The 15,586-nt window shown below is 37.4% G+C and carries 13 protein-coding genes; all 13 read left to right on the plus strand.

Annotated elements, in window-relative coordinates; translation table 11 throughout:
- Window positions 1-69 precede the first annotated feature (69 nt).
- The 13 genes from BLR62_RS03210 (at window position 70) to BLR62_RS03270 (ending at window position 15,501) form a co-directional block, all read left to right on the plus strand.
- A complete protein-coding gene (locus tag BLR62_RS03210) occupies window positions 70-2,184 on the plus strand; it encodes a polyribonucleotide nucleotidyltransferase (RefSeq protein ID WP_090793101.1) in 2,115 nt (704 codons plus the stop codon).
- A 129-nt stretch (window positions 2,185-2,313) separates the two neighbouring features.
- Window positions 2,314-2,559, plus strand: coding sequence for a YlmC/YmxH family sporulation protein (locus BLR62_RS03215; protein WP_090793104.1), 246 nt, complete (start codon window positions 2,314-2,316; stop codon window positions 2,557-2,559).
- Window positions 2,560-2,643: 84 nt separating this feature from the next.
- A complete protein-coding gene (gene dpsA, locus BLR62_RS03220) occupies window positions 2,644-3,525 on the plus strand; it encodes a dipicolinate synthase subunit DpsA (protein ID WP_090793107.1) in 882 nt (293 codons plus the stop codon).
- Window positions 3,526-3,541: 16 nt separating this feature from the next.
- A complete protein-coding gene (locus BLR62_RS03225) occupies window positions 3,542-4,126 on the plus strand; it encodes a dipicolinate synthase subunit B (RefSeq protein ID WP_090793110.1) in 585 nt (194 codons plus the stop codon).
- A gap of 110 nt (window positions 4,127-4,236) precedes the next feature.
- Complete coding sequence (gene asd, locus BLR62_RS03230) at window positions 4,237-5,280, plus strand: aspartate-semialdehyde dehydrogenase (RefSeq protein WP_090793113.1); 1,044 nt, start codon at window positions 4,237-4,239, stop codon at window positions 5,278-5,280.
- A gap of 16 nt (window positions 5,281-5,296) precedes the next feature.
- Window positions 5,297-6,514, plus strand: a complete 1,218-nt coding sequence (gene dapG / locus BLR62_RS03235; RefSeq protein ID WP_090793116.1) for an aspartate kinase — start codon at window positions 5,297-5,299, stop codon at window positions 6,512-6,514.
- A gap of 19 nt (window positions 6,515-6,533) precedes the next feature.
- Complete coding sequence (dapA, locus tag BLR62_RS03240; protein WP_090793117.1) at window positions 6,534-7,394, plus strand: 4-hydroxy-tetrahydrodipicolinate synthase; 861 nt, start codon at window positions 6,534-6,536, stop codon at window positions 7,392-7,394.
- Between the two features lie 113 nt (window positions 7,395-7,507).
- Window positions 7,508-9,763 (plus strand): FtsK/SpoIIIE family DNA translocase, encoded by a 2,256-nt coding sequence (locus BLR62_RS03245; RefSeq protein ID WP_090793120.1) that lies wholly within the window; start codon window positions 7,508-7,510, stop codon window positions 9,761-9,763.
- 122 nt (window positions 9,764-9,885) lie between these two features.
- Window positions 9,886-10,611 carry a GntR family transcriptional regulator gene (locus BLR62_RS03250; RefSeq protein ID WP_090793122.1) on the plus strand — a complete coding sequence of 242 codons (726 nt, stop codon included), beginning with the start codon at window positions 9,886-9,888 and terminating at the stop codon, window positions 10,609-10,611.
- 68 nt (window positions 10,612-10,679) lie between these two features.
- Window positions 10,680-11,798 carry a BMP family lipoprotein gene (locus BLR62_RS03255; protein ID WP_090793124.1) on the plus strand — a complete coding sequence of 373 codons (1,119 nt, stop codon included), beginning with the start codon at window positions 10,680-10,682 and terminating at the stop codon, window positions 11,796-11,798.
- 164 nt (window positions 11,799-11,962) lie between these two features.
- The gene (locus tag BLR62_RS03260; RefSeq protein ID WP_090793127.1) at window positions 11,963-13,495 is read left to right on the plus strand and encodes an ABC transporter ATP-binding protein; all 1,533 of its coding nucleotides are present in this window, start codon (window positions 11,963-11,965) and stop codon (window positions 13,493-13,495) included.
- Window positions 13,495-14,541: an ABC transporter permease gene (locus tag BLR62_RS03265; RefSeq protein WP_090793129.1), complete on the plus strand. Its 1,047-nt coding sequence runs from the start codon at window positions 13,495-13,497 to the stop codon at window positions 14,539-14,541. The genes BLR62_RS03260 and BLR62_RS03265 overlap by 1 nt, the downstream gene beginning before the upstream one ends.
- Window positions 14,542-15,501: an ABC transporter permease gene (locus BLR62_RS03270; protein ID WP_176759198.1), complete on the plus strand. Its 960-nt coding sequence runs from the start codon at window positions 14,542-14,544 to the stop codon at window positions 15,499-15,501. It begins immediately after the preceding gene.
- The last annotated feature ends 85 nt before the right edge of the window (window positions 15,502-15,586 follow it).

Raw genomic sequence — 15,586 nt, forward strand, 5'->3', positions numbered from 1 at the left:
ACGATTGTTGGCCTACTCTTATACATTCGGGAAATTTTATTTTAATGGATAGAGAGGGGTTTATAAAATATGTCTGATAAACAGATATTCACAACAGAAATAGCAGGTAAGCCATTTTCAGTTGAAGTAGGCGAATTAGCTAAACAAGCAAACGGTTCATGTATGATTCATTACGGTGATACATCAGTCCTTGCAACGGCTACCGGATCAAAAGAACCAAAAGACCTACCATTCTTCCCTTTGATGGTAAATTATGAAGAAAGATTGTACGCAGTAGGTAAAATACCTGGAGGCTTCATTAAGCGTGAAGGTCGACCAAGTGAGAAAGCCGTTTTAACATCTCGATTAATTGATCGCCCAATCCGCCCATTATTCCCAGAGGGATTTAGAAATGATGTTCAAGTGATTAATATGGTCATGAGTGTTGACCAGGACGCACCAAGTGAAATTGCTGCAATGCTTGGTACATCAATTGCTTTAGGTGTATCAGATATTCCCTTTGATGGCCCTATTGCAGGTGTTATTGTTGGCCGTGTTGAGGGTGAGTTCGTTATTAACCCAACAACTGAGCAACGCGAAAAAAGTGATATTGATTTAACTGTTGCAGGTACAAAAGATGCGATCAATATGGTTGAAGCTGGAGCAGACGAAGTAGAAGAAGAAGTGATGCTTGAAGCGATCATGTTTGGTCATGAAGAAATCAAACGTCTCATTGCCTTCCAAGAAGAAATTTATGCAGCTGTTGGTAAGCAAAAAATGGATGTTACTTTATTTAATTTAGATGAAGAATTAAAGAAAGAGCTAGAATCAAGTGCAAAAGATAACTTGATCAAAGCGATTCAAATCGTTGAAAAGAGTGCTAGAGAAGAAGCAATTGAAACAGCTAAAAAAGAAATTGTTGAACGATATGAAGCACTTGAAGCGGACGAAGAGACGATCGGCAAAGTTAAAGATATTTTAGATAAAATGGTTAAAGATGAAGTTCGTCGTTTAATCACACAGGAGAAAGTCCGTCCAGATGGCCGCCGCCCAGACGAAATCCGTCCGTTGACATCTCGCGTGTCAGCTTTACCTAGAACACATGGATCTGGTTTGTTTACACGTGGCCAAACACAAGCTCTAAGTGTGTGTACATTAGGAGCATTAGGTGATGTGCAAATCTTAGACGGTCTTGATCTTGAAGAGTCTAAGCGTTTTATGCACCATTATAATTTCCCATCGTTTAGTGTGGGTGAAACAGGCCCAATTAGAGGTCCTGGTCGTCGTGAAATTGGTCACGGTGCTTTAGGGGAACGTGCTCTAGAAAAAGTGATCCCATCAGAAGATGATTTCCCGTATACGATTCGTCTAGTATCTGAAGTGTTAGAATCGAACGGTTCTACATCTCAAGCAAGTATTTGTGCTTCGACACTTGCGATGATGGACGCTGGTGTTCCGATTAAAGCACCCGTTGCAGGTATTGCAATGGGGCTTGTAAAGCAAGATGAGCACTATACAATTTTAAGTGATATTCAAGGGATGGAAGATTTCCTTGGAGATATGGACTTTAAAGTTGCTGGAACGAAAAAAGGTGTAACGGCACTTCAAATGGATATCAAAATTGACGGTTTATCACGTGAAATCTTAGAAGAAGCACTTCAACAAGCACGCCTAGGCCGTAATCACATCCTTGATCACATGGAAGAAGTGATTGAACAACCAAATGAAGAACTCTCAGCTCATGCACCGAAAATTATGACAATGTCAGTTAATCCAGACAAGATTCGTGATGTTATTGGACCAAGTGGTAAGCAAATTAACAAAATCATTGAAGACACTGGTGTTAAAATTGATATTGAACAAGATGGAAAAGTCTTCATCTCTTCAACCGATAAAGCAATGAATGAAAAAGCTAAAAAAATCATTGAAGATATTGTACGAGAAGTTGAAGTTGGTGAAACTTACTTAGCTACTGTGAAGCGTGTTGAAAAATTCGGAGCGTTTGCTGAACTATTCAAAGGAAAAGAAGGTTTAATTCACATTTCTGAATTAGCAATTGAACGTACAAACAAAGTGGAAGATGTTGTTAAAGAAGGCGATCAAATCAAAGTTAAAGTGAAAGAAATCGATCGTCAAGGCCGCATTAACTTATCACATAAAGCTATTTTAGAAGAAGAAAAGAAAAAAGAAGAAAATAATCAATAAATAAATTAAATGCACCATCGCTTGTTAATCAAGTGGTGGTGCATTTTTATATGAGTGATTTAAAAGAAAATTGAACTTAGGTTGTTTAGCATCTTTCTTATTCATATAATTTTAAAAGAGGTGATGAGTATGCGTTATCAAGAATTAAAGAATAAAGAAATTATTGACCTTAATAAGGGTAGAAGACTTGGACTACTTGGACAAACAGATCTTGATATCGATCAAGAGACAGGAAAAATTCATGCGTTTAAAATTGACTATAATCGTTTTTTTAACTTTAATAATGACGCAAAAGCAACAAAGATTCAGTGGGATGCTATTAAGAAGATAGGAACAGACACGATCATCATAGATCGATTTGTCAATCCTAAGTAAATGGTTTAAATAGTTCACACAATGCGTTTAATATGTATATAGTATATAAAGTGAAATCAATAGAAAAGGATAGGATGTGAGCATATGAACTCAATGATTCATCTAGCTATTATTGGTGGGGATGAACGCAATGCTGAATTGATCGATACATTAATAAATAAAGACTATTATCAATTATATTTGATCGGTTATGATGACTATCAATCCGAATTTGACCGCGTTACCCATATGTCTTTAGATCAATTGGAAAATCAATATTTGGATTTTATTTTGTTGCCCATTAATGGAGTATCAAAAGATGGTGGCGTAAAAGCCGTTTATGCAAAAGAAACAATTTCCTTATCACCAGAATGGTTCGAAAAAACCGGAAAAAGTACGATTATTCTCACTGGTATCATGACTGATTATTTAACAGAACAAGTCCAACGCAATAATATCAATTGTCTAGAAATTATGTCACGAAATGATGTAGCCATAAAAAATGCAGTGCCAACAGCTGAAGGAACTGTTCAATTAGCTTTGGAGACAATGGATCGTACTATTCATGGTGCAAAGACAATCGTACTTGGATTCGGTCGAGTAGGTTATACCGTCGCTCACACATTCAATCAATTACACGCAGATGTACGTGTTGGTGTAAGAAAAACAGAAGACATAGCACGTGCAGAAACAATCAATCTAGAAGGATTTCACTTAAATCAATTAGATGAGGCGATTCAAAATTGTGATTTGCTCATTAATACAATTCCAGCTTTAATCATCACACGCGACCATTTGAAAAAACTAAACAAAAACTGTTTAATTATTGATCTCGCTTCAAAACCTGGTGGTGTTGATTTCAAAGCGGCAACTGAAGAAAATTTACGAGCGATTCATGCTTTGGGATTACCGGCAAAAGTTGCACCCAAAACAGCCGGTCAAATTTTAGCTTATACGATTGATCAAATGATTCGGGAATCTAATTAGAAAGTAGGTTGGTTCTATCGTGTTACACGGTAAAAGAATAGGTTTTGGTTTAACCGGATCACATTGTACTTTTAAAAATATTTTTAATGTATTAAAAAAACTGGTGGAGTTAGAAGCTGATGTATATCCGATTCTGTCACACTCAGTACAGAATGTAAGCAGTCGTTTTGGTGAAGCGGAAGATCATTATAAGACGATTAAAGACATAACTGGAAAGACCCCAATCGTAACAATTGAAGATGCCGAACAATTTGGCCCAATTGTACCTTTAGACTGTATGGTCATAGCACCTATTACAGGGAATTCAATTGCGAAATTCGCATCAGCCATTACTGATACACCTGTTCTTATGGCTGCTAAAGCAACGCTTAGAAATCAATCTCCAGTTATTTTGTCGATTTCAACAAATGATGCTTTAGGACTGAATGGGGTCAATATTATGAAATTGATGGCAACAAAGGGAATTTATTTTGTTCCGTTTGGGCAGGATCAGCCATATAAAAAGCCAAATTCATTAATCGCTCATGTTGAAACTCTACCTGATACGGTTGAATATGCATTAACTCATCAACAGATACAACCTGTATTAAGATCGTTTTGAGTTATGGAGTGTACTTTTAGTAAATATCTGCAATCTCATCCCCGTAATCCACGAGAATATGTTAAAATAGAAGTTACTAATTTAATAAGCTTGTGGAGAGGGGATTTTTTATGTCAAATTCGAAAATGTATAATGTTGCGGTAGTAGGCGCTACAGGAGCAGTCGGACAAAAAATATTAGAAACTTTAGAAAAAAAAGACTTTCCAATTGATCAATTAAAATTATTATCTTCAAGTCGTTCAGCTGGAACGAAAATGAAGTTTAAAGAGGCTATTTATACAGTTGAAGAAGCGACACCTGAAAGTTTTGAAAATGTTGATATTGCGCTTTTCTCAGCAGGAGGTTCTGTATCAAAAGCTTTAGCAAATGAAGCAGTTAAAAAAGGAGCTGTTGTTGTCGATAACACAAGTGCTTATCGAATGGATCCTGAAGTACCACTTGTTGTGCCTGAAGTAAATGAAGAAGATATTAAAAAGCACAAAGGGATTATTGCCAATCCTAACTGTTCTACAATTCAAATGGTAGCGGCTTTAAAACCTATTCAAGACCAATTAGGTTTAGAACGTGTGATCGTCTCAACTTATCAAGCTGTTTCGGGTGCTGGTGCAGAAGCCGTTGAAGAATTGAAAGATCAATCTCAGGCCTTCTTAGATGGTGAAGATTTAAATCCAGAATTAATGCCGGTTAAAGGTGAAGAGCATCATTATCCAATCGCCTTTAATGCATTACCACAAATTGATGTTTTTCAAGAAAACGGTTATACATTTGAAGAGATGAAAATGATTAATGAAACGAAAAAAATCTTACATAAAGACGCTCTAAATGTAGCGGCAACTTGTGTTCGATTACCGTTTTTCACATCTCATGCTGAGAGTGTCTATGTTGAGGTGAATGAACCGACATCAGTCAAAATATTACAAGGTTTACTAAATGATGCAGATGGCGTCACGTTACAAGATGATCCTGATAATCAAGTGTATCCTACACCATTAGATGCAGCTGGAAAGCCAGATGTTTTTGTTGGACGTATTCGCCAAGATCTTGATGTTAAAAATGGTTATCATTTATGGATTGTGTCTGATAACTTGCTTAAAGGTGCAGCTTGGAATTCTGTTCAAATTGCAGAATCATTAATAAAAAATGAGTGGCTATAAGTTAGAGGTGTGAAAGATGAACGTTATAGTTCAAAAATTTGGCGGAACATCAGTTGGCCAAAAAGAAAAAAGACAACATGCGATAGCACACATTAAAACAGCACTTAACGAAGGAAACAAAGTGGTATCAGTTGTTTCGGCGATGGGTAGAACGCCTGAGCCGTATGCAACTGACACTCTTTTGTCCCTCATCGATTATCCAAACGGCTTTCAAACCGATCGAGAGTATGATCTGTTATTAGGTTGTGGCGAGATCATATCAGCTGTTGTGTTTTCAAATGAATTAAAGGCTAATGGAATTAATGCAACGGCTCTTACTGGAGCTCAAGCAGGATTTATAACTGATAGTCAATTCACGCAAGCGAAAATCAAATCGATGGATGTTGAGCGTCTTAAAAACGAATTAAAAACTGTCGATGTAGTGGTGGTTGCTGGTTTTCAAGGGCAAGATGAAAATGGTGATACCACAACACTTGGTAGAGGCGGAAGCGATACATCTGCTGCAGCCCTAGGAGCGGCCTTAGGTGCAGAGTATATTGATATTTTTACAGATGTTGATGGTGTTAAAACAGCTGATCCTAGAGTGGTTGAAGATGCGAGAACGATAAAAGTTGTGACTTATAATGAGATTAGTAATTTGGCTTATCAAGGTGCAAAAGTTGTTCACCCTCGAGCGGTAGAACTTGCTATGCAAGCGAAAGTCCCCATCCGAGTAAGATCAACTGTAGAAGAGCATGTCGGAACGCTAGTGACTAGTAAAATAGAAGATTCACAAACTAAAGATGTGCCGGATCGACTGATTACAGGTATTGCCCATATAGCCGATCTGACTCAAGTAAGTGTCGAATCCTCAGATAAAGCGCCAATTAACCATAGTGAAATTTTCACAGCGATGGCAGATCATGGTATATCTGTTGACTTTATAAACATAACACCTTCCGGTATACTTTATACAATTCCACAACATTTCCAAGAAAAAGTAAAACGAATTTTATTGGAGATGAACTATGCACCACATTTTTATCAAAAATGTGCTAAAATAGCTCTTGTAGGTGCAGGTATGACAGGAGTGCCAGGTGTGACGGCAACGATAGTTCAAAGTTTAGCCCAATCCGGGATTCCAATCCTGCAATCAGCAGACTCACATACAACAATATGGGTACTTGTAGAGGCAGATAAGTTAAAAACAGCTGTCAATACACTTCATAGAGCATTTGCTTTAAATGAGTTATAAGAAAGGAGTTTTTTAGTATATGAATTTTGGCCAATTACTAACAGCTATGGTGACCCCTTTCAATGAAAATAATGAAATAGACTTTGACAAAGTAACAGAGCTCATGAATCATTTAATGGATTCAGGAACGGATGGCATTGTCGTCGCAGGTACAACAGGGGAATCGCCAACTTTAACACATGATGAAAAGATTCAGTTATTTGAACATACTGTAAATATTGCAAATGGTCGTGTTCCTATTATTGCAGGTACAGGTTCAAATAACACAAAAGAAACCATTAAACTGACCAAAGAAGCACAAGCGATCGGTGTAGATGCTAGTTTGCTTGTTACGCCTTATTATAATAAACCAAATCAGGCTGGCTTATATCAGCATTTCTTGGCAGTTGCTGAGGCCACTTCACTACCGATTATGATGTATAATATTCCAGGTCGAACAATGGTTCATATGACTGTTGAAACGATCGTTGCATTATCAAAAATTGAAAACATTGTATCGATTAAAGAATCAAGTGGTAATCTCGATGCGATTAGTCAAGTCGTTGATCAAACAGATGAAGACTTTACCGTTTATAGTGGTGATGATAGTTTAACCTTACCACTTAAATCAATTGGTGCAGATGGTGTTGTATCCGTTTCATCACACATTGTCGGAAATGAAATGAAAGAAATGCTTGATGCGTTTAATCAAGGGAATGTTAAACGCGCATCAGAAATTCACAGACAATTGTTGCCGATTATGAGAGGACTATTTATTGCACCATCGCCAGCTCCAGTTAAAGCGGCACTTCGCATGAAAGGTATTGATACAGGTACAGTTAGACTTCCACTTGTCAACGTGAATGAGGTAGAAGAGCAGTTAATTCGAGACCTTATATAATTGATCGGAGTACAATATCTTTTCGTAAAGGTATTGTGCTCTTTTCGTTACGACATATAATGAATATATGGAATGTATTACATAATTTAGTTTTAGAATGAAGGAGATTTAAAATGGCTAAGAAAAAGACAAAACGTAAGCAATCGAAAAATAAATTAAAAGGCCAATTACAATTTGAATTGTACGGTATATTATTTATTCTTTTAGCCATTTTTGGAAGTGGTGCAGGATCGATTAGCGAGGGGATTATTCCTTTATGGCTTGAAAATATTTTTCGGTTCTTCTTTGGATATTGGTATATTGTAGCATCAATTACCTTATTCACTTTGGGGCTCTATTTAATGATAAAACGTCAATTACCAGATTTGTTTAATCGAAAATTGGTCGGACTTCTCATTTTCTTTTTAGGCATATTATTGTTGAGTCATATTGAACAGTATCGATTTTACTTAGCTGGAGACGCTTCTCCTTCTATTTTACGTCTTAGTTGGTCAAATTATTTTGACTACTTAGCAAATGATGTATCAAGTCGTGCCTTAGGTGGAGGATTAGTGGGGGGGAGTATGTATGCTTTCACTCATATACTTCTTTCCACGACAGGTGCTCTGTTTTTAGCAGTAGTTATGCTAATTATTGGTGTTATTTTTGTGACGAATCTATCGTTAGGTGAAATGATTGAAAAACGTTTTGACCAGTTTAATCAATTTTTAAAAAAGTCATATAATACAATTAAAAGCAAAAAAAACAAAAGTGTGCAGAAAGAAAGTCAAAAAGACAAAGTAAAATCATCAAATAAGGCAGAAGTTATTGACTCTGAACCGGTAATCGAGGAATTTACAGAAATCGCGTACCCAACTCCAGTTAAAGAAGAAAACCATACAAACGAAGCAAGCGAACAAGAAGAAGAGAGTAAAGAAATTGACGTTGCGCCATTAACCGAATTGGAAAACGTTGATTATAACCTCCCTTCACTAAGTTTGTTAAAGGAGCCAACAACAAAAAAACAACATCAGGCAAAAGACCACATACAATCCATTGTACGGAAATTAGAATCGACATTTAAAAGCTTTGGTGTACAAGCAAAAGTTACAAGGGTTCATGTTGGACCAGCGGTTACAAAGTATGAAGTCTATCCTGAAGCGGGGGTCAAGGTAAGTAAGATTGTCAATTTACATGATGATTTGGCATTAGCGTTAGCTGCAAAAGATATCCGTATTGAAGCACCTATTCCCGGTAAATCTGCTGTTGGTATAGAAGTACCAAACCAAGAAGTCGCAATGGTGACGATGAGAGAAGTTTTAGAGGCTAAACAAATGAAAAATGCATCAATTTTGTCTTTTGTACTTGGACGAGATATCTCAGGAGAAGCGATTGTCAGCGAATTAAATAAGATGCCTCATATGCTCGTTGCCGGTGCAACAGGAAGTGGTAAAAGTGTGTGCATTAATGGTATTATTTCAAGTATTTTGATGCGTGCAAAACCCCATGAAGTCAAAATGATGATGATTGATCCTAAAAAAGTCGAATTGAATGTTTACAATGGTATTCCACATCTTCTTGCGCCCGTTGTAACAGATCCTAAGAAAGCAGCGCAAGCTTTAAAGAAAGTCGTGTCTGAGATGGAAAGACGATATGAACTCTTTTCAGAAACGAATAATCGCAATATAGAAGGTTACAATCAATTTATACAAAGGGAAAACGAATCCAAAAATGAAGATGAAAAACAGCCACAGCTCCCATACATTGTTGTATTAGTTGATGAATTAGCTGACTTAATGATGGTTGCATCAAATGAAGTAGAAGATGCGATTACTAGGTTAGCACAAATGGCAAGAGCAGCAGGTATTCATTTAATTATTGCAACACAACGCCCATCTGTCGATGTGATTACAGGTGTGATTAAAGCGAACATTCCGTCTAGAATTGCATTTAGTGTCTCATCTCAAACGGACTCAAGAACGATATTGGATACTGGAGGAGCAGAGAAACTTCTAGGTAGAGGTGACATGCTATTTATGCCGGTTGGAGCGAATAAGCCAACACGTATACAAGGTGCATTTTTATCCGATGATGAAGTGGAAAGTGTTGTTGACTATTGCATTGATCAACAAAAAGCGACTTATCAAGAAGAGATGATACCAACTGAATCCGATCAATCAAATGACGAACCAGAGGATGAACTCTTTCATGATGCAGTTCAACTTATTGTAGAAATGGAAAGTGCATCAGTATCTATGTTACAAAGACGTTTTAGAATTGGTTACACAAGAGCGGCACGCATCATTGATCAGATGGAGGATCGTGGTATTGTTGGTCCTTATGAAGGATCCAAACCGAGAAAGGTTTTAATTAGCGAATATTCAGATTAATGACAATATTATTATTTAGGGAGAAAAATCAGATTTTGTCTTTTTTCTGTTTATTTTACTTAAGTTAAATGGTATATTGTAAGTGACCAATCGATTTGATTCAGCTAACTGGAGGATTTTAAATGACGATTGAACCAAATGACTCATTCCAAGATGTGCTCTTTTCATTAAGAGATGATATTGATAAGGGGATTTATCATCCTAACGAAAAATTACAACCGATTTATGAATTGTCTTTTCGTTATCAAACATCTCGAGAAACAATGAAAGCGGTCATCTCTCGATTAGTTGAAGAAAATCGGATCCATCGTAAATCAGGCATGGGGGTTTTTGTGAATCCTCAACCAATTTATTCTTCAGGTATTGAGAAGCTAGGCAGTGTTTCTGACATGATCAGGAAGGCGGGGAAAGAACCAGGTACTCAGTATGTGTCAGCCGAAGTGATCGAGCCGACACAAGATGATTTGGTTCACTTCCACTCGTTGGACGTCCAAACAATTGCCAGATTAGAACGAGTTCGAACGGCAGATGGTGAACCCGTTGTTTACTGTATTGATAAGGTAGATGAACGGACAATCCCAATTGGACAAATTCACAATGAGCAGTCTATTTTTAAACTTATCGAGCATTATAAAGGTAAGCGCATACAATATGCGCACACCTTTATTGAACCGATAGGGTATCATGAGCAGATTTCTGATATTTTAAATTGTGGTCTTGAACAATCACTCTTACTTCTCAAGCAAATTCATTATACTGAAGATGATGAACCGATTTTGTATTCAGCTAATTATTTTAGAAGTGATGCGTTTCAGTTTCATGTTGTTAGAAGTCGAATGGATGAGTGACCATTTAGTGAGATCGATCGATTCGAAATGAAGTTTGGTCAACAATAATCTTTAATGGGGGTATTCACATGAAGAACAAATTAATGCTTATCTTCGCCGTATTGTTATCAGCTATCTTGGTACTTAGTGCTTGTGGCACTGAAGATGAAGAGCCAGCAGAAGAAACTGATGATGAAACAACAGAAGAAACGACAGATGAAACAGAAGAAGAAGCACCAGATTTCTCAGTTGCCATGGTAACTGACGAAGGCGGTGTTGATGACCGTTCATTTAACCAATCAGCTTGGGAAGGTATTCAAGCATTTGGCGAAGAACATGGTTTAGAACGTGGTGAAGGCTATGATTACGCTCAATCAGATGACGCGGCAGATTATATGCCTAACTTAAATGGTTTAATTCAACAAGAATATGACCTAATCTTCGGTATTGGTTTTGAGCTAATGGACTCAGTAGAACAAGTTGCAGAGAGCAATCCAGATACTAACTTTGCTCTTGTTGATGATGTTATCGAAGCTGATAATGTAGCAAGTGTTACATTTGCTGAAGAACAAGGTTCATTCCTAGCAGGTGTTGCCGCTGCTCTTAAGACAGAATCAGATGAAGTCGGTTTTGTTGGTGGTATTACAAGCCCATTAATCAAACGTTTTGAAGTCGGATTTGTTGCAGGTGTGAAATCGGTTAATCCAGACATTGATGTTCGTGTTGAGTATGCTGAAACATTCAGTGATGAGCAAATGGGTCGTTCATTTGCAAACAGCATGTACAGTGACGGAATTGACGTTATTTATCACGCATCTGGTGCTGTAGGTAACGGTATCTTTACTGAAGCAAGAAATCGTATTGAAAACAATCCAGATGACCCTGTTTGGGTAATTGGTGTTGACCGTGACCAGTATGATGAAGGTCAACAAGGTGATCACAACGTTGCTTTAACATCAATGGTTAAACGTGTTGATGTTGCTGTTCAGGAAGTATCAGAAATGGCTATGTCAGGAGAGTTCCCGGGTGGAGAACACCTTATTTTAGGACTAGAAGACGATGCAATTTCAATCGCTGATACAAATGATGAAGCATATACGGATGAAATCCATGAAGAAGTATCAGACTGGGAAGAACAAATCCTAAATGGTGACATTGTTGTGCCAGAAACAGATGAAGAATTAGAAGACTTTATTGATTCACTTTAAAAACACAAAAAGAAAAGGCTAGTGAGATCTAGCCTTTTCTTTACTTAATCTGGTGAAGCAAATAGTTAAAGTCGATTTTATTATAAAATCATCAAATGAAGAGACCCTACTCTCCCCTTTTCATTTGGCGATTTTCGAACCTTTTTAAACAAGGAGTGAACAGAATGGACAATTATGTTGTTGAAATGCTAAACATTCGAAAAGAATTTCCGGGCATCGTAGCTAATGATAATATTAATCTTCAATTAAAAAAAGGTGAAATTCATGCTTTATTAGGAGAAAATGGTGCTGGTAAATCAACATTAATGAATGTTTTATTTGGCTTGTATCAACCTGAAAAGGGCGAAATTCGAGTGAATGGTAAACCTGTTACCATCACGGATCCAAACGTCGCAAATCGTTTAGGAATCGGAATGGTACACCAACACTTTATGCTTGTTGAAAAATTCACGGTAGCTCAAAATATTATTTTGGGAGCTGAACCTAAAGGTAAAGGACGCGTTGTCGATTTAAAAAAAGCAGAGAAAGAAATCGCTGAATTGTCAGAGCGCTATGGTTTAAGTGTTGATCCTAAAGCGAAAATAAGTGATATTTCTGTTGGGATGCAACAGCGTGCAGAGATTTTAAAAACACTATATCGCGGGGCTGAAGTTCTAATATTAGATGAACCAACTGCCGTTTTAACCCCACAAGAAATCAAAGAATTAATCGGTATCATGAAATCATTAATTTCAGAAGGTATCTCTATTATATTGATCACTCACAAATTAAAAGAAATTATGGAAGTTAGTGATAGATGTACCGTTATTCGAAAAGGTGAGGGTGTAGGTACTGTTAACGTCAATGAAACTGATGTGGATGAACTTGCGTCGATGATGGTTGGACGTCAAATCTCATTTAAAACAGAAAAAACAGAAGCGAATCCGAAAGAAAATATTCTGTCAATTAAAGATCTGCATGTACAAGATATCCGTAAAGCGATGATGGTAAAAGGGCTCAACTTAGATGTTCGAGCGGGTGAAATTGTAGGTGTTGCAGGTATTGATGGAAATGGACAATCTGAATTGATCGAAGCGATTACAGGGCTTAGAAAATCTGAATCTGGATCGATTCAATTAAATGGTAAAAATATTGAAAACTTATCAACACGTAAAGTAACAGAATCTGGTGTTGCGCATATTCCACAAGATCGACATAAATTTGGCTTGGTTTTAGATTATCCAATTGCAGAAAACATGGTTTTACAAACGTACTACCAAAAACCATTTTCAAATAGTAAAGTTTTATCCTTTAAAAACATTTATGATCACGCGAATCAATTAATTGAAGATTATGATGTTAGAACGCCTTCACCACAAACAAAGGCACGTTCACTCTCAGGTGGTAACCAACAAAAAGCAATTATCGCTCGAGAAGTTGATCGATCACCTGACTTATTAATTGCAGCACAACCTACTCGTGGTTTAGATGTAGGGGCTATAGAAAATATTCACAAGCGACTCATCAAAGAACGTGATAAAGGACGTGCTGTTTTACTTGTATCATTTGAGTTAGATGAGGTTATGAATGTTAGTGACCGAATTGCCGTTATGTTTGACGGTGAAATTGTTGCTAATGTTAAACCGGAAGAAACGAATGAACAAGAACTCGGTTTATTAATGGCAGGTAGCACTAAAGAGAAAGCAGGTGAAAACTAATGTTTTCTAATCGAAAATTTAATCTATTAGTTCCTCTATTTTCTATATTGCTCGGTTTTTTAGTCGGAGCTATTATTATGGTTGTGTTTGGATATAGTCCAATTGATGGTTACACTGCACTTTGGAATGGTGCGTTTGGAAATGCGTATTATACAGGAGAGACATTAAGACAATCAATCCCTCTAGCGCTTACAGGACTATCGATTGCTTTTGCTTTTAGAAGTGGTCTATTCAATATTGGTGCTGAAGGACAAGTGTTTGTTGGTTGGTTAGCAGCTGTTTGGTTTGGTATTACATTCGATCTTCCAGCTGTTATTCACTTACCACTGTCAATTCTTGTTGCTGCACTAGCGGGAGCATTATGGGCGTTTGTGCCAGGTCTCTTAAAAGCAACACGTGGTGTTCACGAAGTTGTTGTGACGATTATGATGAACTATATTGCGTTACACGTATCGAACCATATTATTAGAGCATACTTACTCGAATCAGGTTCTAGAACATACCGAATCAATGAATCAGCATCACTCAGATCAGAATTTTTGACTGATTTCTTTAGTGGCTCTCAAATTCACTGGGGTTTTATCGTAGCTATTATTGGTGCATTCATCATGTGGTTCATTCTAGAAAAAACAACGTATGGTTATGAATTACGTGCGGTTGGATTTAATCCACATGCTGCAAGATATGCTGGTATGAGTGTAAAGAAAAATATTATTATGGCAATGTTGATTGCCGGTGGTTTTGCTGGTATAGCTGGTGCTATGGAAGGTTTAGGAACATTTGGTGCCATGCATACACACGCTGGATTCTCTAACCTAGGATTTGATGGTATTGCTGTAGCACTCTTAGGTGCTAACACGGCGATTGGCTCAGTACTAGCGGCACTTTTATTCGGGGCACTAAAAGTGGGATCGTTGAGTATGCCGCCTGTAGCTGGTGTTCCATCAGAGTTAGTTGAAATTGTCATTGCAATTATTATATTCTTTGTCGCATCAAGTTACATTATCAGATGGGCTGTATTACGCTTTAAAAAGGAGGAGAAATAAATGCAAATTATTGATTTACTCCAGTCAATAATGCCAATGGTATTATTTTATTCTGCTCCATTAATCTTTACTGCATTAGGTGGAGTGTTCAGTGAGCGTTCGGGTGTTATTAATATCGGTTTAGAAGGTTTAATGGTCATGGGTGCATTTATTGGTATCCTATTCAACTTGACATTCGCTGAGGTCTTTGGCACATTTACGCCTTGGTTATCGTTGATAGCAGCAGGTATAGTAGCAGGTATTTTTGCAATGATGCATGCTGTGGCTTCTGTATCATTTAGAGCGAATCAAGTGGTAAGTGGTGTGGCCATCAATATGATCGCAGTTGGTTTGGGTGTCTTTTTGACACGTGAAATTTACGGTAGTGGTCAAACAGCTTCAATTGCTGAGCCGTTTTATACAAGAACAATACCTATTTTATCTGATATACCGATTATAGGGGAAATGTTCTTTAGTGGTACTTACTACACTTCGTACATTGCGATTTTATTAGCCGTTTTTGTTTGGTTTGTGTTATTTAAGACATCGTTTGGACTTCGCTTGCGTGCTGTAGGAGAGCATCCGATGGCAGCCGATACAAACGGAATTAGTGTGACGAAGATTCGCTATATCGGCGTTATTCTTTCTGGTGTATTAGCAGGACTAGGAGGGGCAACTTACGCCTTAACCATTTCATTAAACTTCAGTGCGATGACTATTTCTGGTCAAGGTTTCATGTCACTAGCAGCTGTTATTTTCGGAAAATGGCATCCGTTAGGCGCGATGGGCGCAGCAATCTTTTTCGGTTTTGCTCAAGCACTGAGTGTGGTTGGACGTAACTTCCCAATTTTTGCTGATGTACCGAATGTTTATTTACTAATTGCACCATATGTACTAACGATTCTTGCATTAGCTGGTTTCATCGGTCGTGCTGAATCACCACGAGCTCTAGGTGATCCTTATGTTAAAGGAAGCCGCTAAATAGATAATATTAAGCCACCTATTAAATAATAGGTGGCTTTTCTAATAATTGTTTACTTAAGCTTATTCATGTAAAATGTAATCA

Source organism: Pelagirhabdus alkalitolerans (assembly GCF_900096905.1).
GTDB lineage: Bacteria > Bacillota > Bacilli > Bacillales > Amphibacillaceae > Pelagirhabdus > Pelagirhabdus alkalitolerans.

Coding starts and splice junctions, on each gene's coding strand:
- BLR62_RS03210 (WP_090793101.1), top strand. CDS start 70: ATGTCTGATAAACAGATATTCACAACAGAAATAGCAGGTAAGCCATTT.
- BLR62_RS03215 (WP_090793104.1), top strand. CDS start 2,314: ATGCGTTATCAAGAATTAAAGAATAAAGAAATTATTGACCTTAATAAG.
- dpsA (WP_090793107.1), top strand. CDS start 2,644: ATGAACTCAATGATTCATCTAGCTATTATTGGTGGGGATGAACGCAAT.
- asd (WP_090793113.1), top strand. CDS start 4,237: ATGTCAAATTCGAAAATGTATAATGTTGCGGTAGTAGGCGCTACAGGA.
- dapG (WP_090793116.1), top strand. CDS start 5,297: ATGAACGTTATAGTTCAAAAATTTGGCGGAACATCAGTTGGCCAAAAA.
- dapA (WP_090793117.1), top strand. CDS start 6,534: ATGAATTTTGGCCAATTACTAACAGCTATGGTGACCCCTTTCAATGAA.
- BLR62_RS03245 (WP_090793120.1), top strand. CDS start 7,508: ATGGCTAAGAAAAAGACAAAACGTAAGCAATCGAAAAATAAATTAAAA.
- BLR62_RS03250 (WP_090793122.1), top strand. CDS start 9,886: ATGACGATTGAACCAAATGACTCATTCCAAGATGTGCTCTTTTCATTA.
- BLR62_RS03255 (WP_090793124.1), top strand. CDS start 10,680: ATGAAGAACAAATTAATGCTTATCTTCGCCGTATTGTTATCAGCTATC.
- BLR62_RS03260 (WP_090793127.1), top strand. CDS start 11,963: ATGGACAATTATGTTGTTGAAATGCTAAACATTCGAAAAGAATTTCCG.
- BLR62_RS03265 (WP_090793129.1), top strand. CDS start 13,495: ATGTTTTCTAATCGAAAATTTAATCTATTAGTTCCTCTATTTTCTATA.
- BLR62_RS03270 (WP_176759198.1), top strand. CDS start 14,542: ATGCAAATTATTGATTTACTCCAGTCAATAATGCCAATGGTATTATTT.